Raw genomic sequence first — 26109 nt, 5'->3', positions numbered from 1 at the left:
CGTTCGGAGGACGCAGCCGACGCCCCGTCAATTCCCAGATGGACATATATGTATGACTATGTCCAAGATCTTTGGCATGCGTAGATTGATTTCTTCTTCGATCGGTGTCGCCTGCACGGCGGCTCTTGCCCTCCCGCTCGCCTTTCCCTCCCATGCCGCAGCACCCGACCCGGGCATCCCCGGCAGCACCCAGTCCCTCCCCCTCGCCCCCCTCTCCACCGACCGCTCTCCCGCCCCCGCCCAGGGCCTGACGAAGCGTGATGTACGGTCCTTCTCCCTGGTCGGCGTCGTCTGGGACGACCCTGCCGTCGAACTGCACGGTCAGGTCCAGGTCCGCACCCGTTCCGTCGCGACCGGAGAGTGGTCCGACTGGCAGGACCTCGACACGCACAACCACGCCCACGCCGCCGACCTCGACAGCGCCGAGGGCACGTCGAGGCGTCTGCGCGGCGCCACCGCCCCGCTGTGGGTCGGCGAGTCGAACGGCATCGAGGTCCGCGTCGAGACGGCGGTGGACAGCCGGGCCGGCGGGGAGGAGGCGCTTCCGCGCGGTATGCGCCTCGAACTGGTGGACCCCGGCGCCGAACCCCTGCGGGGAGCGGAAGGCGACGGACCGCAGGCCGCCGCGCTCACCCCCGAGTCCGCCGCCGCGTCCGCCGTCAACGCCGAACTGGCGCCACTGGGTGTCGACGCCATCCCCGCACTGGACAAGAAGCAGACCGAGGCAGAACTGTTCATCGCCGAGCACGGCACGGACGACGGTGCCGAGGACAGCACCGAGGACGGTACCGACGACGGCACCAAAGACGGAACCAAGGACAGCGTCGAGACCAGCGCCGAGGACAGCGCCCTCAGAACCCCGTACATCGGCCCCCGCCCCCGCATCGTCACCCGCAGAGGCTGGGGTGCCGACGAATCGCTGCGCGAGCGCGACTTCCGCTACACCAAGGCGGTCAGGGTGGCCTTCGTCCACCACAGCGGCTCGGGCAACAACTACAGCTGTGCACAAGCTTCATCGGTCATTCGCAGTATCTACCGCTACCACGTGGTGAGCAGTGGCTGGCGCGACATCGGCTACAACTTCCTCGTCGACAAGTGCGGCAACATCTACGAAGGCCGCGCAGGTGGCGTGGCCAAGGCGGTCATGGGCGCACACACGCTCGGTTTCAACAACGACAGCATGGGCATCGCCGTCCTCGGCAGCTTCTCCGCCACGAATCCGGCCGCCAAGTCGGTGGACGCCATCGCCAGATTGACGGCGTGGAAACTCGGACTGTACGGGGGCAATCCGAAGGGCAAGGCGTCTCTGACATCCGGCGGAGGTAATCGGTACAAAAAAGGCACAAAAGTACGATTGAATGTCATCTCCGGCCATCGGGACGGGTTCGCCACCGACTGCCCGGGGAGCCGTCTGTACGCCAAGCTCGGAACGGCCCGCTCCAAGTCGGCCCGCTATCAAGGGCGTTAGAAATTGCCCCGGCGGGAGGACGGCAATCTTCGGGCGGGTCGCGAGACTTCGAACGCGCCATCGAACAGTCTGCATACACTGGCCCGCCGAGATAGATCGGCCGGCCCCAGCAGGAAGCAGAGACGAAGGTGACAGAAGCGATTCTCCTGGTCGGCGGCAAGGGCACGCGGTTGCGGCCCATGACGGTGAACACACCGAAGCCGATGGTCCCGGCGGCCGGGGTTCCGTTCCTCACGCATCAACTGGCGCGGGCGAGAGCGGCGGGGGTCGAGCACATCGTGCTCGCCACGTCCTACCTGGCCGAGGTCTTCGAACCGCACTTCGGCGACGGTTCGTCGTTAGGGCTCCACCTCGAGTACGTAACCGAGGAGGAGCCCCTCGGCACCGGCGGCGCCATCCGGAACGTGGCGTCCCGACTGCGGTCGGGACCCTCCGATCCGGTGCTGATCTTCAATGGGGACATCCTGACGGGCCTGGACATCCGGGCACTCGTGGCGACGCACGAGTCGTCGGGGGCGGACGTCTCGCTGCATCTGACACGGGTGTCGGATCCCCGGGCCTACGGTCTGGTGCCCACCGACGACACGGGCCGTGTGACCGCGTTCCTGGAGAAGCCCCAGACGCCCGAGGAGATCGTCACCGACCAGATCAACGCCGGGGCGTACGTGTTCCGCCGGTCGGTCATCGACACGATCCCGGCGGGCCGGCCGGTCTCGGTGGAGCGGGAGACGTTCCCGGGGCTGCTCGCGGCGGGCGCCCATCTTCAGGGCATGGTCGACTCCACGTACTGGCTGGACCTCGGCACCCCGGCCGCCTTCGTACGCGGCTCGGCGGACCTGGTCCTGGGCCGGGCCCCGTCGCCCGCCGTGCCCGGCCGCTGCGGGGACCGCCTGATCCTTCCCACCGCGTTGGTGGCGTACGACGCGAAGGTGACCGGGGGCACGGTGGTGGGCGAGCGTGCCGTGGTCGGCGAGGGGGCTCGCATCTTCGGGAGCACGATCCTCGCGGGGGCCGTGGTGGAGCCCGGCGCCGTGATCACCGACTCGCTGATCGGGGCGCGGTCGGTGGTCGGGGCCCGCACGGTCGTCACGGGCGCGGTGATCGGGGACGGGGCACGGGTGGGGGCGGACAACGAACTCCGGGAGGGCGTGCGGGTGTGGTGCGACGCGCTGCTGCCCGCGGGGGCCGTGCGCTTCTCCTCCGACCAGTAGCGCTCAGCCCGCCCGGCGCGATCGAAGACGAGGCCGCGGGGCCGAAAGGGGGGTCCGGGGGCGAAGCCCCCGGGCTCGGGACCCGCAGGAACGGTCAGAGCGGCGGGAGCGGCGGAGACCTATCCGGTGAGAGGGCCTGCTGCCTTCCCGCCCGGCAGGAGGGCCGGCTGTTTCCGGTCCGGTGAGGGGGCTTGCTGCCTTCCCGTCCGGCGGCTTGCTGCCTCCCCGCCCGGCAGGAAGGCTTGCTGCCTCCCCGCCCGCAGGAAGGCTTGCTGCCTCCTCGCCCGCAGGAAGGCTTGCTGCCTCCTCGCCCGGCAGGAGGGTCTGCTGCTTCCCCGTCCGGCAAGGGGGTCTGCTGCTTCCCCGTCCGGCAAGGGGGTCTGCTGCTTCCCCGTCCGGCAAGGGGGTCTGCTGCTTCCCCGCCCGGCAAGAGGGCCTCACAGCCGCCCGATGTCCCCCCGCGGCATCCGGGGCACCCGCCGGGGAGGCGTGCGCCCTGAGAGGAGGATGAGGCGCGCCGCCCGGTGGCGCTGTCCCGCGTACGGTTCCAGCAGAGCCAGCATCGCCGCGTCGTCCGCGTCGCGGTCCCCCGCGAGGGCGTACCCGACGATGCCGGGCAGGTGGAGGTCGCCGACCGTCACCGAGTCCGCCGCCCCGTGACTGCGCTGCACCGTCTCCGCCGACGTCCAGGGCCCGATCCCGGGCACCAGCTCCAGCCGGGCCTGCGCCTGCTCCGGCTCCATGCCCACGGCCTCCTCCAGTCGCCCGGCGACCCGTACCGCCCGCAGGATCGTCGACGCGCGCTTGTCGTCCACTCCGGCGCGGTGCCATTCCCAGGACGGGATCAGCGCCCAGGTGCGCGGCGCGGGCATGACGTACATCCCGCCGGGCGCGGGGCCCGGCGCCGGATCCCCGTATCCGCGGACGAGCAGCCGCCACGCCCGGTATGCCTCGTCCGTGGTGACCTTCTGTTCGAGGATCGAGGGGATCAGGGACTCCATGACGAGACCGGTCCGCGTCAGCCGCAGTCCCGGTCGCCGGTGCCGGGTCAGCGCGAGCAGACGGTGCCGCGGTACGAAGGCCGCGGGGTCGTCCAACGAGCCCAGGAGTTCCGGGAGCCGGGTCAGCAGCCAGTCCGCTCCGGGTCCCCATGCCCTGCCCTCGGCCATCCCGGCCCGCAGCGTTACGCGCAGCGTTCCGATTCCCGCCGGGGTCCGGCAGGCCCGCCACACGGCACCGTCCGAGGTGGCCCGGAACGTGGGGTCCGCCGCCCCGCGCCGCAACGGTCCCAGCACCAGCCCGAGGTCGAGCGGCCAGGGCGGTGTCCACCGCCGCACCCGCCCCGGCGCCGAGGCCTGCCGCGGCACAGTCCCGGGCGGCACAGCTCCGGACGGCACCGTCCCGGGCGGCACGGCTGCGGCAGGCACGGACCCGGGCACGGCGACCTGTCCACCGCGCACGGTCGTCCGCGTGGTACGGGGGGCGAAGCGTCCGGCCACGAGTGAGGTCCTTGGAGCTCGGGATGCCCTATGAGCGTAGGCGTGACGGATGGGCGTAGTCAGGGATGAGCGTAGGCATGAGCGTAGACGTCGAACGCGGGCGCCTCAGCGCACCTCGATGAACACCCCGGCATCCCGCTCCGGCCGCGGCCTCGGTTCCCCGGCCGGATGACCGATGGCCACGGCACCCATCGGATCCCAGGTGTCCGGCAGCCCCAGCACCTCGCGTACGACGTCCCGGCAGAACATCGTGGACGACACCCAGGCCGAACCGAGTCGCTCCCCGGCCAGCGCGACAAGGAAGTTCTGCACCCCGGCCCCGGTCGCCACCACGAACATCTCGCGCTCGGCCGCGTCACGCCGAGGGTCCCCGTAGGTGTGGGACCCGTCCATGACCATGCAGGGCACGGCGAGATACGGCGCGTTGCGCAGCACGTCGCCGCGCCTGATCCGTTTGGCTATGGACTCCTCGGTCTTGCGGTCCCCGCGCAGATCCGCGATCCACGCGTCCCGCATCGCGTCCAGCAGCCGGGTGCGCGACTCCTCGGACTCCAGCAGGACGAAGCGCCAGGGGGTCGTGTGGTGCGGTGCCGGCGCGGTGACGGCCGCGGCGACCGCGCGTCGTACGGCGGCGTGGTCCACGGGCTCGTCCGTGAAAGCCCGTACCGTGCGCCGCTGGGTCACGGCTTCCCGTACCGCTTCGGAGGTGCCCAGCCGGAACATGTCGTCGCGTGCGCCCCGCACCATCGCCCGCGCGCCTTCGCCGTCGTCCTCGGACACCATGTGCGCCAGCCCGCGTACGACCGCGACGGGCAGCCCCGCGGCCTTGCCCTTGACCAGGTCGCCGGCGGCGGCGAGCTCGTCGGCGGTGGCGACGACGGTGGCGCTCAGCGGGTTGCCGTGCGCGTCCGTGCCGCCGCGCAGGTCGTCGAGGACCCGCACGCCCGCGGCGCCGATGGCGACGTCCGTCAGCCCCGTCCGCCATGGGCGCCCGAAGGTGTCCGTGATGACGACGCCGACGTCGACCCCGAGGGCGTCCCGCAGTCCGTCCCGGATGGCGCGCGCGGATGCGTCGGGGTCCTCGGGCAGCAACAGCACTGTGCCCGCGGGGGTGTTGGAGGCGTCGACCCCGGCCGCGGCCATGATGAGGCCCTGCCGGTTCTCGACGATGCGCAGTGGGCCGCGGCGGGCCACCACCCGTATGGTCTCGGCGTCGATGGCGGCCTCCCGGTCGGCCGCCTCCACGAGTCGTCCCTCGGCCTTGGAGACGATCTTCGAGGTGACGAGCAGCACGTCCCCGTCGACGAGTCCCGGCTCGGCGACGGCGATGAGCTTGGCGAGGTCGTCTCCCCGGCGGATCTCGGGAAGGCCGGGCACGGCCCAGACGCGGTATCCGGGGCCCTGCCCGGTTCGGCCGGCGGTCCGCCCGGCCCGGCCTGTGTGCGTGTCGCCGCCGGCGGCGGTGGTCCCGCGGCGCGGGGTCTCCTCACCCACTGCTCTCTCGCTGCTCACGCGCCGCGCACCTCCTCCGCCAGCGCCAGTGCCTCGTCGGCCATCCGCACGGTCGCCTCGAGGTCCGTCATCAGCAGGGGGACGGCGCGGCAGCGGATGCCCGCCGCCTCGACCCGCTCCACCGAGCCCGCGTCGGTGGTGTCGACCAGCCAGCCGTCCAGCAGTCCGGAGCCGTAGTGCTCGGCGACCGCCGCCGCCGTCGATTCCACGCCCACCGCCGCCAGCACCTTGTCCGCCATGCCGCGTACGGGCGCGTCCCCGATGATCGGGGACAGGCCGACCACCGGGACCCCGGCGTCGGCGATCGCCTCGCGGATACCGGGCACGGCGAGGATCGTGCCCACCGAGACGACGGGGTTGGACGGCGGGAACAGCACGACGTCCGCCTCGGCGATGGCCTCCAGGACCCCGGGCGCGGGCTTGGCGAGTTCGGCGCCGACCGGCACCACGGCCTCGGCCGGTACGGAGGCCCGCAGCCGCACCCAGTACTCCTGGAAGTGGATCGCTTTGCGCTCGCCGGGGCCCTCGGCGGAGGCGTCGTCGGGCAGGGTGACGGCCACGTGCGTCTCCACGCGGTCGTCCGTCATGGGGATGAGCCGGACGCCCGGCTTCCAGCGGTCGCAGAGCGCCTCGGTCACCGCGCTCAACGGATATCCCGCGCCGAGCATCTGCGTCCGCACGATGTGCGTCGCGAAGTCGCGGTCGCCGAGCCCGAACCACTCCGGGCCCACCCCGTACGCCGCTAGCTCCTCCTTGAGGTGGAAGGTCTCGTCGTCCCGGCCCCAGCCCTGCTCCTCGTTGATGCCGCCGCCGAGCGTGTACATCACCGTGTCGAGGTCCGGGCAGACCTTCAGCCCGAAGAGGTGGATGTCGTCCCCGGTGTTGCCGATGACGGTGATGTCCGCGTCCGGCGCGGCCTGCTTCAGACCCCGCAGGAACCGGGCACCGCCGATGCCGCCTGCCAGAACCACAATGCGCATGAGGGCAGTCTTGCAGGCGGCTGTGACAGCGCGTCGTGCGGTCCGCTCAGACCCCTGCGGTCGCGGACCCCCGCTCGGAACCCCGTGCCGCGCAACTGACCGCGTGCATGGTCATTTCGGTCAGACCCGGATAGTAGACGTGCAGACTTATGGCCGGTTCCAGCGCGTCATTGACCACTTCGTGCACGTAGCCCGGTGCGAAGACCCGCTGTGCTCCGGCGCGCAACACCCGCGCACTCCGCTCGGTGCGCTCCGTCAGTTCGCCACCGAGGACGGTGAGCACGCCCGACGAACGTCCGTGGTCGTGCAGCCCGCTGCCCTGGCCGGGCACCCATGACAGCAGCCACACCTCGTAGCCCGGTCCGGTGCGCAGCCGGTGGTACCAGCGGGTGGTGGCGTCGTACTCGACGAGGTGCTCCCACTGGGAGCGGTCGGCGGCGATGGAGCGCGCGAGACCGGCGAACTCGGCCACGGTGACCGGGTGTTGGCGCGGCGCCTGGAGCAGGTGCGGTACCTCGAGGATGTCGCCGGCGATCTGGAGGTCGCTGTCGCTGTTCATGGGGTGCGGTGGTTCCTCGGCGGAGAGTCGTGGGGAACGGGGCGGACGCCCGGGTCACGGACGGGGCAGGTCGCCCGTCGAGGGGCGTCCGCCCTGGTGGGGGCGGTGCGTTCGCCGGATACGGGCTGGGGGAGAAGCGGCCGGAGCGCGGTACGGCTCAACAGCAGGAACGACAACAGCTACAGCAACAGCTACAGCGGGAACGGGCAGCACCGAGGGACCCGGCGATGCGGGTCGAAGTGGGCGCCAAGTTCGCGAGCATGCCCACAAGGACATCGGCTCACACTTCCTCTGTCAACTTGATGTCCGCCATGTGGGCGCCGATTCACCCCATCCGGTCGCCCTGCGCGATGAAAGGTTTGCCCTGCCGAGTTGGGGACACATGGCGCACATCCGGGTGGTCGGGCCCCGTTGCCGTCCTGTGATCGGAATGTGATCCGGTTCCCTTCGCGTCGACCTCGGAACGTGATCGAACTTCCGGACGTCCTTCCTCGTAGGGGTTGGAAGTTCAGGGTTCGATCCAGCGGTGTGTCACTGTTTATGCCGATTTGAACACTTTCTGCATTGCCTTGGTTCCGCAGAGTGAATAAGGGGCCCAATAGCAGATCTCGGCTTGACTCGCCCGGAGCTGCACACTTGTAATTTCACTCGTGTCGTTCAGCCGGAACAGGTAACGGCAGCATCACGGGGACTCGAAAACAGACGAGGGGCGCACATGACCGAGCTGTTCCAGCAACTGCTGGTCGAGGACGCGGATGAGGAACTCGGCTGGCAGGAGCGCGCGCTGTGCGCCCAAACCGATCCCGAGTCCTTCTTCCCCGAGAAGGGCGGCTCCACCCGCGAGGCCAAGAAGGTCTGTCTCGCGTGTGAGGTCCGCTCCGAGTGCCTCGAATACGCGCTCGCCAACGACGAGCGTTTCGGCATCTGGGGCGGCCTGTCGGAGCGCGAACGGCGCCGTCTGAAGAAGGCCGCTGTCTGAGAAGGCCGCCTACCGAAGACGGCGTCCGACCGAAGCGGGCCGCCGCCCAGGACCCTTCTCCGGGGAAGGCCGCCGTCCGCACCCGAAGAGCACAGCCGCAGAGCACAGTCAATGAGCACAGCCGAAGCAGCCCGAGCATCCGAAGAGCACAGCTGACGAGCACCGCCAAAGATCAACAGTCGGAATTCCACGGCACGAGCGCATGCGTGCCGATGAGCGAACCGCACACATCCCTTACGTAACGAACGGCCCGTCGCACGCAGGTTGTCCACAGGCGGCGGGCCGCCGTGCTGCTCAGCCGTTAGTGTGGGCCCTCGTCCGAGACGTCCCGCTGTCCCCGCCGGACACAGGCGTCGACCTCAGACCACCGAACCGGGGCCCGTACCTCGATGTCCGTGCACAGCCACAGGGCAGCCCACCACGACGCTGCCCGCCCGCCCGAGTTCCCGCGTCACGTGGTGACCGCGGTCCTCGTCTCCCATGACGGCGCCCGCTGGCTCCCCGACGCGCTCGCCGGGCTGCTCGGCCAGGAGCGCCCCGCGCAGAACGCCGTGGCGGCCGACACCGGCAGCGCGGACGACTCCGCCCGACTGCTCACCGAGGCCCTCGGCGACGACCGCGTGCTGCACCTGGCCCGCCGTACCGCTTTCGGCCAGGCGGTCGACGAGGCCAACCGCACCGCCGGCGTACTGACCCCGGACGACCTGCCCTATCTGAAGCGCCCCAGCGGCTGGGACCCGGTGACCCGCAGCTGGCGCGACGACGCGTACGACATGCCTGAGCTGCCGTACGGCGAGCCCGTTCAGTGGCTGTGGCTGCTGCACGACGACTGCGCCCCCGCCCCCGACGCCCTGGCGCAACTGCTGCGCGTGGTGGAGAACGAACGCGAACTGGGCAAGGACGTCGCCGTCGTCGGCCCCAAACTGCGCGGCTGGTACGACCGCCGCCAGCTCCTCGAGGTCGGCGTCACCATCGCCAACAGCGGCCGCCGATGGACCGGCCTGGACCGCCGCGAGCAGGACCAGGGCCAGCACGACCACGTACGTCCGGTGCTCGCCGTCTCCACAGCGGGCATGCTGATCCGGCGCGACGTCTTCGAACAACTCGGCGGGTTCGACCGCCGGCTCCCCCTGATGCGTGACGACGTCGACCTGTGCTGGCGCGCACAGGCCGCAGGCCACCGCGTCCTCGTCGCCCCCGACGCCGTCGTACGGCACGCCGAGGCCGCCTCCCGCGAGCGGCGCACCGTCGACTGCGTGGGCCGCACCGCCACCTCCCCGCACAAGGTCGACAAGGCGGGCGCCGTCTACACCCTGCTCGCCAACACCCGCGGGAAAGCGCTGGCATGGGTGCTGCTGCGGCTCGTCGTCGGCACCCTCCTGCGCACCGTCACCTACCTCGTCGGCAAGGTGCCCGGGCAGGCGTTCGACGAGATCACCGGCCTGCTCGGGGTGCTGCTGCGCCCCGGGCGGATCCTCTCCGCCCGCAGCTCGCGCGGCAGGCCGGCCGTCGAGGCGGCCGAACTGCGGCCCCTGTTCCCGCCGCCCGGCGCGACGGTGCGGCTCACCGTCGAGCAGGCCGCGAGCAATCTCGTGGGCCGTTCCGACCCCGAGATCGGCGCGGCCGGCCGGCACGGCGGCGCCGTCGAGTCCGGACCCGGCGGCGACGACGCCGACTTCCTGGAGATCGAGCAGTTCGCCCGCCTCAAGCGCATCGCCCGCAAACCAGGCCCGGTGCTCTTCACGGCGCTCCTGCTCGTCTCGCTCGTCGCGTGCCGCGCGCTGCTCGGCGGTGGGGCGCTCGCGGGCGGAGCACTGCTCCCCGCCCCCGCGGACGCCTCCGACCTGTGGGCCCGTTACGCCGACGGCTGGCACCCGGTCGGCGCCGGCGGCACCCAGCCGGCGCCGCCGTACCTGGCCGTCCTCGCGACACTCGCCACGATGCTGCTCGGCTCGACCGGTCTCGCGGTCACCGCGCTGCTGATCGGCTCCGTGCCGCTGGCCGGGTTCGCCGCCTACTTCGCCTCCCGGCCACTGGTCCAGTCCCGGCTGCTGCGCGCCTGGGCGTCCGTGGCGTACGCCTTCCTGCCCGCCACCGCCGGCGCACTCGCGGGCGGCCGCATCGGCACCGCCGTCCTCGCCGTCCTGCTCCCGCTCATCGCGCGCGCGGGCGTCGCCGCGAGCGGGCTCGCGGGCGGCACGGGCGGGCCACGCGGCAGCTGGCGCGCCACCTGGGCGTACGCGCTGCTGCTCACGCTGGCCACCGCCTTCACGCCCATCGTGTGGCCCATCGCCCTCGTCCTCGGCGGCGGCGTCCTGGTGGTGCGCCGCCAGGAGACCGTCGGCTACGGACTGCGTTTCCTGGCCCAGCTCGGCACCCCGCTGCTGGTTCTCGCGCCCTGGTCACTGACCCTGCTGCCGTTCGGCTTCCTCAAGGAGGCAGGTCTCGAGTTCGGCGAGGCCACCGCCTCCGCCGCCGACCTGCTCGGCGCGAGCCCCGGCGGTCCCGGGACCGTCAGCGGGCTGCTGCTCATCGGCATCGTTCTCGCCGCGCTGGCCGCACTCCTGCGCGCGGAGCGCCAGTTGGGGATCCGCGTCGCCTGGACCGCCGCCCTGACGGGGCTCGTCTTCGCCGTCCTGTCGAACGCGTCCGCCTGGGCGGGCCCCGCGACCCTCGTCTACGGCATCGCCCTCCTGGCCGCCGCCGTCCTCGGCGCCGACGGAGCACGCGCACGCGTGGCCGAGCAGAACTTCGGCTGGCGGCAGCCGGTGGCCGCGCTCGTAGCCTTCGCCGCGGCGGCGGGCCCGCTGCTCGTCGCCGCCGGCTGGATGATCCGCGGCGCCGACGGCCCGCTGGAGCGCCGCGACCCGGTACAGGTGCCCGCGTTCGTCGCCGAGGAGAGCGGCACCCGCGACCAGGCCCGCACCCTCGTCCTCGACAGCAGATCGCCCGCCGAGGTCGACTACACCCTGGTCCGCGGCTCCGGAGCCCGGCTCGGTGACGCCGAACTCGCCGCCGCGGGCGGCGAGAACCAGCGGCTCGACAAGGTCGTCGCCAACCTCGTGGCAGGCTCCGGCGCCGACCAGGCCGACCAGCTCGGCGGCTTCGCCGTCCGCTACGTCCTCGTCCGGGACGGCGCCCCCCGCCAGGTCAGCCGCGTCCTGGACGCCACCCCGGGCCTGACCCGGCTCAGCCAGCAGGATGGCAGCGCCCTGTGGCGCGTGGACCGGCAGGTCTCCCGCGCCGCGATCGTCACCGGGAAGGGCGGCGAGCCGCGGCCCGTCGCCGCCGGCCCCGTCGAACTGCACACCACGGTTCCGGACGGCTCCGCGGGCCGGACCCTGCGCCTTGCCGACACCGCCGACGCGGGCTGGACGGCCACCCTGGACGGCCGGCCGCTCACCCGGACCACCGTCGACGGCTGGGCCCAGGGCTTCGAACTGCCCGCGTCCGGCGGCCGGTTGGACGTCACCTTCGACGCGCCGATGAGCCACACCGGCTGGCTGTGGGCACAGGGCGCGCTCGCCGTCGTCCTCGTGGTACTCGCACTGCCGGGCCGCCGCCGGGACGTCGACGACGACCTCCCGGAGGAGGAGCAGGCGGCCGTGCCCGCCGAGGCCCTCGCCGGTGAGGGCCGCAGGGCACGCAGGCTGCGCGCCCAGGCGGAAGCCGAACAGTCCACCGAGGACGCGCCGCAGGAACAGACAGCCCCACCGGAGGGCGCCCCGGGCACGCCGGTCGCCATCCCGCAGCAGCAGTCCTACGGGGACTGGGACCAGCCGAGTTACGCGGGCGCCGAATACGGCTCCTACGGCACCCAGTACCAGGACGGGCAACAACAGCAGTACCAGGCGGGTGGATACGACCAGCAGCAGTACCAAGACCCGTACCAGGGCGGCCAGTACGACCCCTACGCCTACGGAGGCACCCCGGCGGGCTCGTACGACCCCTCCTACGGAGGGCAGCCCTACGACCCCGCCTACGACCCCGCCTACGACCGGCCCCCGCAGCAGCCGCACCGCCCCGACAGTGAGCGCCCCGACGGGAGCCAGCAGTGAACCGCCCCACCCTGTCCCTGATCGCGGGAGTCGCCGCGCTCGCCGCCGTCACCGCGTTCGCCACGCTCAACGAGCCGTCCGGCGCTGCCACCCGCACCGCTGGGACCGCCGCCCAACTGCCCGTGGAGCGCACCAGCCTGCTCTGCCCGCAGCCGAGCACCTCGGACCTCGCGGACACCGTCTACACGTCCTTCACTCCCGCAGCCAAGGGCACGGACGGCGACGGTAGTGCCACGCTCACCGCGGCCAACGGCGGGTCGGCGGAGGGCGGCGCGGCGAGCGACAAGAAGGGCAGTGAGAAGAAGGGCGCCGGGAACAAGCCCGTGCTGTCGCCGAAGGAACCCGGCAAACCCGTCACCGCCGACGTCTCCGGCGCCGACTCGCCCGCTCTGGTCGGCACCGCGGACGGCAGGTTCGCACCCGGCTGGACCGTCCAGCAGACCACGGAGGTCGCGGCCGGCAACGGACGCGGAATCTCCGGCGTCAACTGCACCGCCCCGGACACCGAGTTCTGGTTCCCGGGGGCCAGCACCGCCGACAGCCGCACGGACTACGTCCACCTCACCAACCCGGACGACGCCACCGCCGTCGTGGACATCGAGCTGTACGGAAAGGGCGGCACCATCAAGTCGGAGGTGGGGGAGGGGATCCAGGTCCCGGCGAACTCCACCGAACCGGTGCTGCTGTCCACCCTCAGCAGCGCCGCCGAGAACGACCTCACGGTTCACGTCAGCGTCCGCAGCGGCCGGGTCGCCGCGGCCGTCCAGGCCGCGGACGACAAGCTCGGCGGGGACTGGCTGCCCGCCGCCGCGGACCCGGCGGACAACCTGGTCCTGCCCGGCATCCCCAAGGACGCCACCGCGGTCCGCCTGATCGCCTTCGCGCCCGGCGACAGCGACGCCGACCTGAGGGTGCGCCTCGCCTCGCCGTCCGGCCTGATCACCCCGGCCGGCAACGAGACGCTGCACGTCAAGGCGGGCATGACGGCCGCCGTCGACCTGGGGGACGTCACCCGCGGCGAGGCGGGCTCCCTGGTGCTGACGCCCACCGGCCAGTCGGTCCCCTTGGTGGCCGCGTTGCGCGTGGTCCGCGGCAAGGCCGGCAAGCAGGAGACCGCGTTCATCCCGGCGACGTTCCCCGTGGGCACGCGCGCGACGGTCGCCGACAACCGCTCCAAGAGCTCCACGCTCGACCTGACCGCCCCCCAGGGCGCCGCCACGGTGAAGGTCACGGCCTCCGCGGGCAGTGAGGGCGGCACGGCGGTGACGAAGGAGTACACCATCAAGGCGGGAACGACCCAGCAGATCACCTCACTGGCGCCCGGCGGCCTGAAGGGGACTTACGCGCTGACCGTGGAGCCGTCCTCCGGAGGCCCCGTCTACGCGGCACGCACGCTCGCACTGCCCCAGGACGGCGTCCCGATGTTCACGGTCCAGACCCTCCCGGACGACCGTGGGACGGTGGCCGTGCCGGAGGCCGACCAGGATCTGTCCGTGCTGCAGAAGTAGGGCCGCGGGGCCCTTGGCGGACTCAGTCCTCGCCGTAGCGCGGATCCACCGTCTCCGGCGTCAGCCCCAGCAGCTCCGCGACCTGTTCGACGACCACTTCGTGGACCAGTGCGGCCCGCTCGTCACGTCCCTTGGTGCGGATCTCGACCGGGCGGCGGTAGACGACGACCCGGGCGGGGCGGCCGTCGCGCGCGGCGATCGTGCCGCCCAGGGGCACCGCTTCGTCGTGCCAGCCGTCCTTGTGGTCCAGGCGCGGCACCTCGAGCACCACGAAGTCGATGTCGGCGAGCTGCGGCCAGCGCCTCTCCAGGCGCTCCACCGAGTCCTGCACCAGATCCGCGAACACCTCGGCGCGGCTCGCGGCGAGGGGGACCTGGGGTGGCGCGACGGGACCCCGCATCCCCCTGCCGTGGCGGTCGCGACGGCGGGGCCCGGGGGCGGTGGCGCGGGGCTGTACGGGGTTGTCCATCACTGAGGAAGCGTAGTCCCCGAGCCGGGCCCGCGCGGGTCGTGGATCACCGCTGCGGGGGTGCCGCCGCGGGATTTCCGCCGTCCGACGGCATGTCGCCGGATGACCATTCCAGCCAAGGTTGGGCTCGATTCCGTATCCCTCCCGGACCGCCGAGCTCTTGGCAATTGACGTGGTTTGCACCGAGAGATGATCGGTTCCGATTGCGTCCGGTATTTCGAAGGATGATGTCCCCGCAGGTCAGCGACGCCCGTCCGGGGCCGCGTGTGGGCGGTTTCACAGCACGACACGGGGGAGTGACCTGGGGCAGAGTCGTCGCGGCCCGCTCAAGAGTGCGGTACCGTCCAACGTCGTGAGCCCTGTACGTCGCTGTTCGCGCACCGCTTGCGGCCGTCCCGCCGTCGCGACGCTGACGTACGTCTACGCCGACTCGACCGCGGTCCTCGGCCCGCTCGCCACCTACGCCGAACCCCACTGCTACGACCTGTGCGCCGAGCATTCCGAGCGCCTCACCGCCCCGCGCGGCTGGGAGGTCGTCCGGCTCATCGACGGTTCGGCCCCCGCCCGCCCCAGCGGCGACGACCTGGAAGCGCTCGCCAACGCGGTGCGCGAGGCGGCCCGTCCCCAGGAGCGTGCCGCGGAGGCCGGAGGCGGTGCCCGTGGAGCGGACCCGATGGAGGTCGCCCGCCGCGGCCACTTGCGGGTGCTGCGCTCACCGGACAACTGACCCCGCCGGCAGGCGCGGTACTCGACGCGGCACGCTCGTGGTGCTCGCCGGGTGTGCACGACGTCCGTCCCAGGGCGCACGCGCGCGTGGCGGTAGGGGAGCGGGCGGCGACCGCCGGCACATCCAGGTGACCGCAGCACTTCCGACCGCGCACCCGGCCACGGCGGTCACCGGTCGTTGACCGCATGCTGCCGTGGGGGATCGGATACGGCCATAACTCCGGCCGAACTCTTGATCCGTCACAGCCGGGCCTTCGCCGACCGTCAGTATGAGCAGGTAGTTTGAGGTCAATTGCTGAGACACCAGGAGAGGCCTGCCGTGGCTGCTGATCTGTCACAGGTCGTGAAGGCGTACGACGTACGCGGGGTGGTCCCCGACCAGTGGGACGAGCCACTGGCCGAACTGTTCGGCGCGGCTTTCGCACAGGTGACCGCCGCCGACGCCATCGTGATCGGACACGACATGCGCCCCTCGTCACCGGGCCTTTCCCGGGCCTTCGCGCGGGGAGCGGCGGTGCGCGGTGTCGACGTGACCGAGATCGGCCTGTGCTCCACCGACCAGCTCTACTACGCGTCGGGCGCGCTGAACCTGCCGGGCGCCATGTTCACCGCCTCGCACAACCCCGCGCAGTACAACGGCATCAAGATGTGCCGCTCCGGCGCGGCCCCGGTCGGCCAGGACAGTGGTCTGGCGGAGATCCGGGAGCTGGTCGAGTCCTGGCTGGACGGGGACGGCGCCCCGGCCACCGCGGACGCCACCCCGGGAAAGATCACCCAGCGTGACACGCTGGAGGACTACGCGGCGCATCTGCGTGGCCTGGTCGATCTGACCGCCATCCGCCCCCTGAAGGTGGTGGTCGACGCGGGCAACGGCATGGGCGGGCACACCGTGCCGACCGTCTTCGCCGGCCTCCCCCTCGACCTGGTCCCGATGTACTTCGAGCTGGACGGCACGTTCCCCAACCACGAGGCGAACCCGCTCGACCCGAAGAACATCGTCGACCTGCAGCGGCGCGTCCGCGAGGAGGGCGCCGACCTCGGCATCGCCTTCGACGGCGACGCAGACCGCTGCTTCGTGGTCGACGAGAACGGCGACCCGGTGTCCCCGTCCGCCATCACCGCCCTGGTGGCCTCCCGCGAACTGGCCAAGCACGGCGGCAAGGGCACCGTGATCCACAACCTCATCACGTCCTGGTCCGTCCCGGAGGTGGTCCGCGAGAACGGCGGCACTCCGATCCGCACGCGTGTGGGCCACTCCTTCATCAAGGCCGAGATGGCGACCACGGGCGCGATCTTCGGCGGCGAGCACTCAGCGCACTATTACTTCGCCGACTTCTGGAACGCCGACACCGGGATGCTCGCCGCGCTCCACGTCCTGGCCGCGCTCGGCGGCCAGCAGGGCCCGCTGTCCCAGCTGGTCGCGACATACGACCGATACGCCGGCTCCGGCGAGATCAACTCCACGGTCGACGACCAGGCGGGCCGCCTGGCGGCGATCAAGGAGGCCTACGAGGGCCGCGAGGGCGTCACCCTCGACCAACTCGACGGCCTGACCGTCACCGCCGAGGACTGGTGGTTCAACGTCCGCGCGTCCAACACGGAGCCGCTACTGCGCCTGAACGCCGAGGCGAAGGACGAGGCGACGATGGCGAAGGTGCGGGACGAGGCATTGGCGATCATCAGAGTCTGAGCGGTGAAGCCCGCCCGGGTTTCAGGACGAGGCCGCGCGGGCTGCGGGGGGCCGGGGGCGGCAGCTTTTCTACGGGACGGGTGACGGCGGAGCGGACGGTAACCGCCGTCCCCACCAGCACCCGACGCCTCGAAAACCCGCCGTCCCCATGAGCACCGACGCCTCGAAAACCCGCCGTCCCCACCGGCACCGATAGCTCCCACGGACCCGACTGCCCCACCCCCGTCCACCCGGGCTCCACGGCGGTACCCTGACCAGGCCACACAAGTGCAACTCCGCCCCTCCGAAGGGACCTAGACATGCCGCTGGAAGCCGGCCTCCTGGAGATCCTCGCCTGCCCGGCCTGCCATGCCCCCCTCAAGGAGCAGGAGTCGGAACTGATCTGCACCGGGGAGAGCTGCGGCCTGGTCTACCCCATCCGGGACGGCATCCCCGTACTGCTCGTCGACGAGGCTCGCCACCCCGCGTAAGCGGCGCGGAAGGAGCAAAGAGCGGCGCAGAAGGAGCGCAAGCGCACCCCGCCCCATCGGCGATCGGAGCCACGCCCATGTTCGACGAAACACTGCTCGACGACCCCGACGCTCTCTCCCGGGCGGACCGGCGGGCACTGCTCCGCGGCGCCGCCGAGGCGGGTGCCCGGGTCCGCACCGCAACCCGCCACTCCACCGAAGCCGGGGTGCAGGAGCTGAAGCCGGACGGCCGCCCGCGCGCCGTCCTGATCGCGGGTCCCGGCATGGCCGCCACCGGAGTAGCCGAACTGCTCGGCACGCTCGCCGGAGCCAGCTGCCCCGTCACCCGGCTCACCCCCACCGGCGTCGCGCCCGCCGCCGGCGCCCTGCGCTGGGAACTGCCCGGCTGGGCGGGCCCCGTCGACCTGCTCCTCGTCGCCACCCCCGACGGCAGCGAACCGGGCCTCGCGCTCCTCGTCGACCAGGCCTACCGCCGGGGCTGCACGGTCGTCGCCGTCGCCCCCACCCACACCCCGGTCACCGAAGCGGTGGAGGGCGCCCACGGCCTGACCGTGCCCATGGCGACCGCGCCCTACGAACAGGACGAACCCCTGGCCGCGTCCGCCCCGGGCGTGCTGTGGGCCCTGCTCACCCCGCTGCTCGCCCTCCTGGACCGCACCGGCCTGCTGACGGCACCGCCCGAGGCCCTGGAGCGGGTCGCCGACCGCCTCGACCGCGTCGCCGAGCGCTGCGGCCCGGCCATCGCCACCTACAACAACCCTGCCAAGACGCTCGCCGCCGAACTGGCCGAGGCCCTCCCGGTGATCTGGACGGAGGGCTCGTCCGTCGGCCCCGCGGGCCGCAGGTTCGCCGCCGCACTCGCCGAGCTGGCGGGCCGCCCGGCACTCACCGCCGAACTCCCCGAGGCCCTCGCCGCGCACAGCGTCCTGCTGTCCGGCTCGCTGGCCGCGGGAGCCGATCCCGACGATTTCTTCCGCGACCGCGTCGAGGACCCGCCCACCCTGCACGCGCGCGTGGTGTTGCTGCGGGACCGTCCCATCGGCGGTCTCAGCGCCGCCCCCGCCGCCCGTGACCTGGCACTCAGCCACGACACGCCGATCAGCGAACTCGAGCCCGAGGACGGCGGCGACCTGGAAACGCTCGCCGAGCTGATCGCCATCACGGATTTCGCCGCCGTTTACCTCGCTCTCGCTTCCGGGGCCTGATCATGGCCCCGACGCCCTGACCTTCGTATCCGCCCCGGCCCTTGTATCCGCCCCCGCCTTCGTATCCGCCCCGGCCTTCGTACGCGCCGTAACCCGCGACGTGGGCGACGGGCACAGCGCCTCACGCGACGAGAACAGCAGAGAGAACCCCATGGACCGCCTCGACAACACCATCCGCCCCTACGCCTGGGGATCGACCACCGCCATCCCCCGGCTCCTCTGCGTGCAGCCGAGCGGAGAACCGCAGGCCGAGATGTGGATGGGAGCCCACCCCGGCGCGCCCTCGCGCACCGGCCGCGGCACCCTGACCGAGGTGATCGACGCGGACCCGGAACGCGAACTCGGCGCCCGCGCCGTCGCCCGGTTCGGCCCGCGCCTGCCGTTCCTGCTGAAGATCCTCGCCGCCGGGGCCCCGCTCTCCCTCCAGGTGCACCCCGACCTCGCCCAGGCCAAGGAGGGCTACGAGGACGAGGAGCGGCGCGGCGTCCCCGTCGACGCCCCGCACCGCAACTACAAGGACGCCAACCACAAGCCCGAACTCATCTGTGCCCTCACTCCGTTCGACGGACTGTGCGGGTTCCGCCTCCCCGGGGAGTCCGCCCGGCTGCTGGCCGGGCTGGAGGTCGACTCCCTGAAGCCGTACGTCGACCTGCTGCACGCGCACCCCGAGGACGCCGCGCTCAGGGAGGTGCTGACGGCCGTCCTGGGCACGGACCGGGCGGACATGGCCGGCACCGTCGCCGAAGCCGCCGCGGCCTGCGAGCGGCTCGGCGGCGAGTACGCCCCGTACGCCGAGATCGCCCGCCACTACCCCGGGGACCCGGGCGTCATCGCCGCCATGCTGCTCAACCACGTCCGGCTCCAGCCGGGCGAGGCCCTGTACCTCGGCGCGGGCGTCCCGCACGCGTACCTGAGCGGCCTCGGAGTGGAGATCATGGCGAACTCAGACAACGTCCTGCGCTGCGGCCTGACCCCCAAGCACGTCGACGTTCCCGAACTACTGCGCATCGTCCGCTTCGAGGCGAGCGGCCCGGGCGTGCTGCGACCCGAGGCCGGACCGGACGGCGAAGAGGTCTACGAGACACCCATCGACGAGTTCCGGCTGTCGCGCCACGTCCTCGCCGAGGGCGCGGCTCCACGCGACCTCACCCGGGCCACCCCGCAGATCCTGCTGTGCACCGAAGGCACGGTGGCAGCGGGGGAACACCAGCTCCGGCCCGGCCGGTCCGTCTTCGTACCGGCGGGCGAGAAAGCCGAAGTATCCGGGGCCGGAACGCTCTTCCGGGCGACTGTGGTGGCCTGAGACAGCGCCCTCGCACGGGGCTGCAACAATGGCCCACTGCAAAACGCGGGCAAAGCCCTGGACGGCGTAGGAAGGGACACTTCTCACTCATGAGCGCGTCAGGCGGCACCAAAGCGATCGTGGCGGCACTCGCCGCCAATCTCGCCATCGCGGCGTCGAAGTTCGTGGCGTTCGCCTTCAGCGGCTCGTCCTCGATGCTCGCCGAGGGCGTGCACTCGCTGGCCGACTCGGGCAACCAGGCCCTGCTGCTGGTCGGCGGCAAGAAGGCGCAGCGCGAGGCGACCCCGCAACACCCCTTCGGCTACGGCCGCGAGCGGTACATCTACGCCTTCCTCGTCTCCATCATTCTGTTCTCGGTCGGCGGCATGTTCGCCCTCTACGAGGGCTACGACAAGATCAAGCACCCGCACGAGCTGACGCACTGGTACTGGCCGGTGGGCGTCCTCGTCTTCGCGATCATCGCCGAGACGTTCTCCTTCCGCACCGCCATCAAGGAGTCCAACGCACTGCGCGGCCAGAAGTCCTGGAAGGAGTTCGTCCGCCACGCCAAGGCCCCCGAGCTGCCGGTCGTCCTCCTGGAGGACCTGGGCGCGCTCGTCGGTCTGATCCTCGCCCTCGGCGGTGTCGGCCTCGCGCTCCTCACCGGCGAGGGCGTCTGGGACGGCATCGGCACCCTCTGCATCGGTGTCCTGCTCATCCTGATCGCCGCCGTCCTCGCCGCCGAGACGAAGTCGCTGCTCCTGGGCGAGTCCGCGGGCACCGAGGAGACCAAGAAGATCGAGACCGCGATCGTCGACGGTGACGCCGTCACGGGCATCATCCACATGCGCACGCTCCACCTGGGCCCGGAGGAGCTCCTGGTCGCGGCCAAGATCGCCGTCCGGCACGAGGACACGGCCGCGGAGGTCGCCGTCGCGATCAACGCCGCCGAGGCCCGCATCCGCGAGGCCGTCCCGATCGCCCGCGTGATCTACCTCGAGCCGGACATCTACAGCGAGGCGGAGGCCGCCAAGGGCGCCGACCGGGAGGCCACTCCGGGGGGTCCGGCCCAGCATTCCACCGAGCACTGAAAGGCGTCCCTGCCTTCCGACACGGCCGTCGGGGCCCGCCGAGTTGTTCGGCGGGCCCCGTCGGCCGTCGGCCGCCTTTGGCTCGGGCCTTCGTCGGCTGCCCTGCACCCGGTCACGCCGATACCGGCCAGAGGAGCCAAAAAGCCGCCAGCCACCGCCGCCCGGTGAACGGGGGCACCACGAAAAGAGGGAACGGACCGCCACTTCCCGTCCTGTGCGCCCCTGTTCCTCTCCGGTAATGGCTCGATGTGTTCGCGGGCGGACTGGGGACGGCCGGGCCGACAGGTGTAGCTTGGGACCGAGCCAGACGTCGCTGCTGATGGCGGTCGGGCGGTCCCATCGCGGACCACCGAGGGAGAGAGGGCCTCCGACGGACTGCGCTGCGCGCACCAGGGCATGCCTGTGTCCTCCTAGGGCACCCTTGTGCCCTTCGCCGCGCAGACCAGCCGTACCCACCTCGACCCAACACGAGGAGCAGCTCTCCATGACCACTGTCGAAAACCGACAGGACTTCAAGGTCGCAGACCTCTCCCTGGCCGAGTTCGGCCGCAAGGAGATCACCCTCGCCGAGCACGAGATGCCCGGCCTCATGGCGATCCGCAAGGAGTACGCCGAGGCCCAGCCGCTGGCCGGTGCCCGGATCACCGGCTCCCTGCACATGACCGTGCAGACCGCCGTCCTCATCGAGACCCTGGCCGCCCTCGGCGCCGAGGTCCGCTGGGCCTCCTGCAACATCTTCTCCACCCAGGACCACGCCGCCGCCGCCATCGCGGTCGGCCCGAACGGCACGGTGGACAACCCCCAGGGCATCCCCGTCTTCGCCTGGAAGGGCGAGACGCTGGAGGAGTACTGGTGGTGCACGGAGCAGGCCCTGACGTGGCCGGACTCGCCCACCGGCGGCCCGAACATGATCCTCGACGACGGCGGCGACGCCACCCTCCTCGTCCACAAGGGCGTCGAGTACGAGAAGGCCGGCAAGGTGCCCGCCGTCGACACCGCCGAGAACGACGAGCACCGCGTCATCCTCGAGCTCCTGCACCGCACCATCACGGACGGCTCGCAGAAGTGGACCCAGCTCGCCTCCGAGATCCGCGGCGTGACCGAGGAGACCACCACCGGCGTCCACCGCCTGTACGAGATGCAGCGCGATGGCGTCCTCCTGTTCCCGGCGATCAACGTGAACGACGCCGTTACCAAGTCGAAGTTCGACAACAAGTACGGTTGCCGCCACTCCCTGATCGACGGCATCAACCGTGCCACCGACGTTCTCATCGGCGGCAAGACCGCGGTCGTCTGCGGCTACGGCGACGTGGGCAAGGGCTGCGCGGAGTCCCTTCGCGGACAGGGCGCCCGCGTGATCGTCACCGAGATCGACCCGATCTGCGCACTCCAGGCGGCGATGGACGGCTACCAGGTCACGACCCTCGACGAGGTCATCGACAAGGCCGACATCTTCATCACCACCACCGGCAACAAGGACATCATCATGGCCTCGGACATGGCCAAGATGAAGCACCAGGCGATCGTCGGCAACATCGGCCACTTCGACAACGAGATCGACATGGCCGGCCTCGCCAAGATCCCCGGCATCGTCAAGGACGAGGTGAAGCCGCAGGTCCACACCTGGACCTTCCCCGACGGCAAGGTGATCATCGTCCTGTCGGAGGGCCGCCTGCTGAACCTCGGCAACGCCACCGGTCACCCGTCGTTCGTGATGTCCAACTCCTTCGCGGACCAGACCCTGGCCCAGATCGAGCTGTTCACCAAGCCCGACCAGTACCCGACCGGCGTCTACGTGCTCCCCAAGCACCTCGACGAGAAGGTCGCCCGCCTCCACCTCGACGCGCTCGGCGTCAAGCTGACCACGCTCCGCCCGGAGCAGGCCGCGTACATCGGTGTCGAGGTCGAGGGCCCCTACAAGCCGGACCACTACCGCTACTGACCACCTTGCTGACCCGAGCGGTGCCGAGTGCGCCCGTGCACTGACGCGCTCGTCGGCAGCAGGTCCCCGGCAGGCCCCCGCACCTCGGTGCCGGGGGCCTGCCCGCTGCCGGACCGCCCCCGCAAGACCCAGGACCCCCATGCCCCGCGGCCGTTATTCGCTCCATGATCCGCACGATCGCACCCCCCTCGGTGAAGAGCACTTCCACTGCGCACCGGGCCCCTCCGGCTGGCGCTACGTCTCCCAGCTGACCACCCCGGCCGGCGATCACGCGGGCTCCGTCGACCTCGCCGTCGACGAACTCGGCCGACCCATCCGTCTTGAACTGCACGCCGCGAGCTGGCAGGTCCGCGGCGCCGCCCTGGAGGGCGTCACCTGGGTCCGCACCGACCCCACCGGAACCCACGCCACCGAAGGCAACGCCCTCGCCCACGCCTTCACCGGCACATCCCCCGCTTTCCTCGTCGCGACCTCTCGCCTGCTGCGCCTCACCCCTGGTTCCCCCGCGACCCGCGTACGCCTCGTCGCCTTCACGGGCCCGGTCCTCGCCCCGCGCACCCTCGACCAGTCCTGGGCCCTCGTGAGAAGAGAAACACACGCCAGTGACAGCGGCCCGCTGACCGTGGACGAATACCAGGTCACGGCCCTGGACACCGGTGAGCAGTACGCCGTGCACCTCTCCGGCGACGTGGTGCTCGCGGCCCCGGGCATCGAGCTCGAAGACCTCGAAACACCGCCGTCGGCGTTCGGCTGACGCATCCGCGGGCGCGCCCGCAGGACGACCGCGCGAGGCGGCTACGCGGGAGGTACGAACCCGGTGGTGGGACGCTCGTCCTGCCGGTCCCCCGACGACTGGGCCGAAGGGGTCTGCTGAGCCGGCGGTGCCTGCGTCCGAGGCGTCTGATCCTGTGGAGCATGAGCCGGTGGTGCCTGCGTTCGAGGCGTCTGATCCTGTGGAGCCGGCGGCGCCCACCGTGTCGCCTGTGCGGACTCGGCCTCCACATGCACGCCCACCGGCTGCTGCGCCGGAGTCTGTGCTGGGGGACCCGGCCGGCCCGCGACGGGAGCCGGCCAGCTCGTCGTCGAGGGCGATGCGCCCGTAGGCGACGTGGGGATCGACGGGGCCCCGGGCTGGAACGCGGGGGTCGGTCCGCCGTTCCCCGTAGCGGCGCCGCCGAACGTCCGCCGGGCCTCGCGCGCCTGCCGCTCGTGGACCACCGCCGCCAGGAACGCCGCGGGCGGGACACCGGGAGGCACCGGCGCACCCGTACGCTCTGCCAGGTCCGTGGCCAACCGCTCCGCCATCGTCCAGCCCACCTGCGGATCCAGCTGCTGCATCCGCGTCAGGTACTGCCGGATCGCCAGCCACAACCCGTCCGGCACGGCCGACAGGTCCAGCCCGGCGAACCGCCCCGCAAGCCAGGGCGGCGGCGGAGGGACGAACCCCGCACGCCCCGCGGGCACCCGCTCCCGTACGACCAGCGTCCCCGCGAAGACGTCCCCGACCCGCCGCCCGCGCGCCGAGGCCAACGACGCGATGCACGCGACGACCCCGCCAGTCATCAGGATCTCGACCACGCCCACGGCCCCGCGCACCAGCGCGTGCCGGAACCGGATCGGCCCGCCGTCGTCCCGGACGACCCGCAGCCCGCATGCCAGCTTCCCCAGCGACCGGCCGTGGCTGAGCGTCTCCACGGCGATCGGCACGCCCACCAGCAGGAGAATGAAGGCCGCGATGGACACCGCGGTCTGCGCGGCGGTGTCGAGGGACGCAACGGAGGCGGCCAGACCCAGCGTGACGGCGACATAGGCGGCGATGGCCACCCCCAAGTCGATCAACACGGCCAACCCGCGGCTCGGCAGCTTCGCCGGCCTCAACTCCAGCGCTACCGCCTCACCGGTCACCAGCTCACTCACGCCCGCCACCCTTCCCCGACCTGCCCGCGACACCGGCCAGTCTGCCAAGCTGAGGGCACACCGCGCCGCAGTAGGAAAAGCTGACACGCAGTACGAGAGGACGAGGAGCAGCACTGCCGATGGACCTCGATGTCTTCGTGTCCGCCCACAGAGCCGAATGGGACCGCCTCGACGCCCTGCTGCGCCGCCAACGCCGCCTCACCGGCGCCGAGGCCGATGAACTCGTCGCCCTCTACCAGCGCGCCGCCACACATCTCTCCCTCATCCAGTCCAGCGCTCCCGACCCGCAGCTCACCGGCCGCCTGAGCCAGCTCGTGGCACGCGCGCGCAGTGCGGTGACAGGCACCCGCCGTGCCTCGTGGCGTGACGTCACCCGCTTCTTCGCCCACGGCTTTCCCGCCGCCGTCTACCGAAGCCGCCACTGGTGGGTGCCGACGGCGCTGCTCTCCACCGTTGTGGCAGCCCTCGTGGGATGGTGGATCGGGACCCACCCCGAGGTGCAGTCCTCCATCGCGGCCCCCGCGGAGCTGCGCGAGCTCACGCGGCCCGGTGGCCAGTACGAGACCTACTACTCCAGCAACCCCGCGGCCTCCTTCGCCGCCCAGGTGTGGACGAACAACGCCCAGGCCGCCGCGATGTGTCTGGTCCTGGGCGTGTTCCTGGGGATACCCGTCATCTGGATCCTCTTCCAGAACATGCTGAACGTGGGCATCGGCATCGGCCTGATGTCCTCGGCAGGCCGGCTGGACACCTTCCTGGGGCTGATCCTGCCGCACGGCCTCCTGGAGCTGACCGCCGTCTTCGTCGCCGCCGGTACGGGGCTGCGCCTCGGCTGGACGCTCATCGACCCGGGACCCCGGCCGCGCAGGGCGGCCCTGGCCGAAGAGGGCAGGGCCGCCCTGGGCATGGCCGTGGGCCTCGCCGCCGTCCTCCTCGTGTCGGGCGCCATCGAGGGCTTCGTGACACCGTCCGGCCTGCCGACGTGGGCCCGCATCGGCATCGGCATCCTCGCGGAGGTGGCCTTCCTCGCGTACGTGTACGTCCTCGGCGGACGCGCCGCGCGCGCCGGGGAGACCGGTGACGTCGAGGCGGCCGAACGCAGTGCCACGGTGCCCACTGCCGCCTGATGTGCAAGCACCGCCGGGGACCTGTTAGCCTGTACTTCGCCCCGGAAGAGCTGTTGACACAGCCCAGACGGGGAGGTAGATTTACATAGTTGCCCATAGGGGCGGCTGGACAAGCTTCAGCGTCGGCGACTAATATGGATGTCTACTCGCTTCCTGGGGCCTCGATCCCGGGGAAGTCCCTCCTGATGATTCAGAAATGGATGCCGGTTCGTCCGGCCCAAAATGTTCTGATAAAGTCGGGGCCACCGAAAAAGGGAAACGCGAAAGCGCAACCTGGATTCGGAAACAGAATCCCGCCGACTGGGAATCGGGTCCGAAAGGATCTGATAGAGTCGGAAACGCAAGACCGAAGGGAAGCGCCCGGAGGAAAGCCGCGAGAGAGTCTCTCGGGTGAGTACAAAGGAAGCGTCCGTTCC

Annotated in this window: 20 protein-coding genes; 14 read left to right on the top strand and 6 right to left on the bottom strand. The window is 71.6% G+C overall.

All coding sequences use genetic code 11. The annotated features are described in order from the left end of the window. Nucleotides 1-76: 76 nt before the first annotated feature. Nucleotides 77-1468 carry a peptidoglycan recognition protein family protein gene (locus tag EF387_RS08085; RefSeq protein ID WP_128375822.1) on the top strand — a complete coding sequence of 464 codons (1392 nt, stop codon included), beginning with the start codon at nt 77-79 and terminating at the stop codon, nt 1466-1468. 128 nt (nt 1469-1596) lie between these two features. Next, entirely contained in the window at nt 1597-2679 is a 1083-nt protein-coding gene (gene manB / locus EF387_RS08080) for a mannose-1-phosphate guanylyltransferase (protein ID WP_128375821.1), read from the top strand. 437 nt (nt 2680-3116) lie between these two features. On the opposite strand, the gene EF387_RS08075 is transcribed toward manB, so the two are convergent. The 4 genes from EF387_RS08075 to EF387_RS08060 all read right to left on the bottom strand — a co-directional run bounded on the left by EF387_RS08075 (nt 3117) and on the right by EF387_RS08060 (nt 7229). Then, nucleotides 3117-4178, bottom strand: a complete 1062-nt coding sequence (locus tag EF387_RS08075) for a DNA-3-methyladenine glycosylase family protein (protein WP_128375820.1) — start codon at nt 4176-4178, stop codon at nt 3117-3119. Between the two features lie 105 nt (nt 4179-4283). Next, complete coding sequence (locus tag EF387_RS08070; RefSeq protein WP_274388926.1) at nt 4284-5690, bottom strand: coenzyme F420-0:L-glutamate ligase; 1407 nt, start codon at nt 5688-5690, stop codon at nt 4284-4286. Next, nucleotides 5687-6670 carry a 2-phospho-L-lactate transferase gene (gene cofD / locus EF387_RS08065; RefSeq protein WP_128375819.1) on the bottom strand — a complete coding sequence of 328 codons (984 nt, stop codon included), beginning with the start codon at nt 6668-6670 and terminating at the stop codon, nt 5687-5689. Before cofD ends, EF387_RS08070 begins: the two co-directional genes overlap by 4 nt. A gap of 46 nt (nt 6671-6716) precedes the next feature. Beyond that, nucleotides 6717-7229, bottom strand: coding sequence for a cysteine dioxygenase (locus EF387_RS08060; RefSeq protein ID WP_128375818.1), 513 nt, complete (start codon nt 7227-7229; stop codon nt 6717-6719). A gap of 715 nt (nt 7230-7944) precedes the next feature. Here EF387_RS08060 and EF387_RS08050 point away from each other — a divergent pair. The 3 genes from EF387_RS08050 (at nt 7945) to EF387_RS08040 (ending at nt 13774) form a co-directional block, all read left to right on the top strand. Further along, the gene (locus EF387_RS08050; protein WP_017945871.1) at nt 7945-8208 is read left to right on the top strand and encodes a WhiB family transcriptional regulator; all 264 of its coding nucleotides are present in this window, start codon (nt 7945-7947) and stop codon (nt 8206-8208) included. A gap of 389 nt (nt 8209-8597) precedes the next feature. Then, a complete protein-coding gene (locus EF387_RS08045) occupies nt 8598-12266 on the top strand; it encodes a glycosyltransferase family 2 protein (protein ID WP_128375817.1) in 3669 nt (1222 codons plus the stop codon). Next, nucleotides 12263-13774: a DUF5719 family protein gene (locus tag EF387_RS08040; protein ID WP_128375816.1), complete on the top strand. Its 1512-nt coding sequence runs from the start codon at nt 12263-12265 to the stop codon at nt 13772-13774. The genes EF387_RS08045 and EF387_RS08040 overlap by 4 nt, the downstream gene beginning before the upstream one ends. 22 nt (nt 13775-13796) lie before the next feature. Here EF387_RS08040 and EF387_RS08035 read toward each other — a convergent pair whose 3' ends face one another. Beyond that, a complete protein-coding gene (locus EF387_RS08035) occupies nt 13797-14243 on the bottom strand; it encodes a metallopeptidase family protein (RefSeq protein ID WP_128375940.1) in 447 nt (148 codons plus the stop codon). A gap of 352 nt (nt 14244-14595) precedes the next feature. On the opposite strand from EF387_RS08035, the gene EF387_RS08030 reads away from it, so the two are divergent. From EF387_RS08030 to EF387_RS07990, 8 genes are all read left to right on the top strand, one after another. After that, entirely contained in the window at nt 14596-14970 is a 375-nt protein-coding gene (locus tag EF387_RS08030; protein ID WP_202918175.1) for a DUF3499 domain-containing protein, read from the top strand. Nucleotides 14971-15288: 318 nt separating this feature from the next. After that, on the top strand, nt 15289-16659 hold the full coding sequence (locus EF387_RS08025) for a phosphomannomutase/phosphoglucomutase (protein ID WP_128375814.1): 1371 nt from the start codon (nt 15289-15291) through the stop codon (nt 16657-16659). A 299-nt stretch (nt 16660-16958) separates the two neighbouring features. Beyond that, complete coding sequence (locus tag EF387_RS08020) at nt 16959-17129, top strand: Trm112 family protein (RefSeq protein WP_128375813.1); 171 nt, start codon at nt 16959-16961, stop codon at nt 17127-17129. A gap of 77 nt (nt 17130-17206) precedes the next feature. Beyond that, nucleotides 17207-18334 carry an SIS domain-containing protein gene (locus tag EF387_RS08015; protein ID WP_128375812.1) on the top strand — a complete coding sequence of 376 codons (1128 nt, stop codon included), beginning with the start codon at nt 17207-17209 and terminating at the stop codon, nt 18332-18334. 151 nt (nt 18335-18485) lie between these two features. Beyond that, nucleotides 18486-19637 (top strand): mannose-6-phosphate isomerase, class I, encoded by a 1152-nt coding sequence (gene manA / locus EF387_RS08010; protein WP_128375811.1) that lies wholly within the window; start codon nt 18486-18488, stop codon nt 19635-19637. A gap of 89 nt (nt 19638-19726) precedes the next feature. Next, complete coding sequence (locus EF387_RS08005; protein ID WP_128375810.1) at nt 19727-20707, top strand: cation diffusion facilitator family transporter; 981 nt, start codon at nt 19727-19729, stop codon at nt 20705-20707. A 484-nt stretch (nt 20708-21191) separates the two neighbouring features. Next, entirely contained in the window at nt 21192-22649 is a 1458-nt protein-coding gene (ahcY, locus tag EF387_RS07995; RefSeq protein WP_128375809.1) for an adenosylhomocysteinase, read from the top strand. A gap of 139 nt (nt 22650-22788) precedes the next feature. Next, a complete protein-coding gene (locus EF387_RS07990; RefSeq protein WP_128375808.1) occupies nt 22789-23403 on the top strand; it encodes a hypothetical protein in 615 nt (204 codons plus the stop codon). Nucleotides 23404-23444: 41 nt separating this feature from the next. On the opposite strand, the gene EF387_RS07985 is transcribed toward EF387_RS07990, so the two are convergent. After that, nucleotides 23445-24566 carry an RDD family protein gene (locus tag EF387_RS07985; protein ID WP_128375807.1) on the bottom strand — a complete coding sequence of 374 codons (1122 nt, stop codon included), beginning with the start codon at nt 24564-24566 and terminating at the stop codon, nt 23445-23447. Between the two features lie 119 nt (nt 24567-24685). On the opposite strand from EF387_RS07985, the gene EF387_RS07980 reads away from it, so the two are divergent. Continuing rightward, nucleotides 24686-25693, top strand: coding sequence for a stage II sporulation protein M (locus EF387_RS07980; protein ID WP_128375806.1), 1008 nt, complete (start codon nt 24686-24688; stop codon nt 25691-25693). Nucleotides 25694-26109: the final 416 nt, after the last annotated feature.

The organism is Streptomyces cavernae (assembly GCF_004023625.1).
GTDB classification, from domain to species: domain Bacteria; phylum Actinomycetota; class Actinomycetes; order Streptomycetales; family Streptomycetaceae; genus Streptomyces; species Streptomyces cavernae.
The sequence above is the reverse complement of the archived record's forward strand: the minus strand, read 5'-3'. Positions and strand labels throughout refer to the sequence as shown.

Bases quoted from the DNA above. Each gene is read 5' to 3' on its own strand.
- EF387_RS08015 (WP_128375812.1), top strand. From the start codon at position 17,207: ATGTTCGACGAAACACTGCTCGACGACCCCGACGCTCTCTCCCGGGCG.
- EF387_RS08085 (WP_128375822.1), top strand. From the start codon at position 77: ATGCGTAGATTGATTTCTTCTTCGATCGGTGTCGCCTGCACGGCGGCT.
- ahcY (WP_128375809.1), top strand. From the start codon at position 21,192: ATGACCACTGTCGAAAACCGACAGGACTTCAAGGTCGCAGACCTCTCC.
- cofD (WP_128375819.1), bottom strand. From the start codon at position 6,670: ATGCGCATTGTGGTTCTGGCAGGCGGCATCGGCGGTGCCCGGTTCCTG.
- EF387_RS08050 (WP_017945871.1), top strand. From the start codon at position 7,945: ATGACCGAGCTGTTCCAGCAACTGCTGGTCGAGGACGCGGATGAGGAA.
- EF387_RS07980 (WP_128375806.1), top strand. From the start codon at position 24,686: ATGGACCTCGATGTCTTCGTGTCCGCCCACAGAGCCGAATGGGACCGC.
- EF387_RS08045 (WP_128375817.1), top strand. From the start codon at position 8,598: ATGTCCGTGCACAGCCACAGGGCAGCCCACCACGACGCTGCCCGCCCG.
- EF387_RS07990 (WP_128375808.1), top strand. From the start codon at position 22,789: ATGCCCCGCGGCCGTTATTCGCTCCATGATCCGCACGATCGCACCCCC.
- EF387_RS08035 (WP_128375940.1), bottom strand. From the start codon at position 14,243: ATGGACAACCCCGTACAGCCCCGCGCCACCGCCCCCGGGCCCCGCCGT.
- manA (WP_128375811.1), top strand. From the start codon at position 18,486: ATGGACCGCCTCGACAACACCATCCGCCCCTACGCCTGGGGATCGACC.
- EF387_RS08020 (WP_128375813.1), top strand. From the start codon at position 16,959: ATGCCGCTGGAAGCCGGCCTCCTGGAGATCCTCGCCTGCCCGGCCTGC.
- EF387_RS08060 (WP_128375818.1), bottom strand. From the start codon at position 7,229: ATGAACAGCGACAGCGACCTCCAGATCGCCGGCGACATCCTCGAGGTA.
- EF387_RS08005 (WP_128375810.1), top strand. From the start codon at position 19,727: ATGAGCGCGTCAGGCGGCACCAAAGCGATCGTGGCGGCACTCGCCGCC.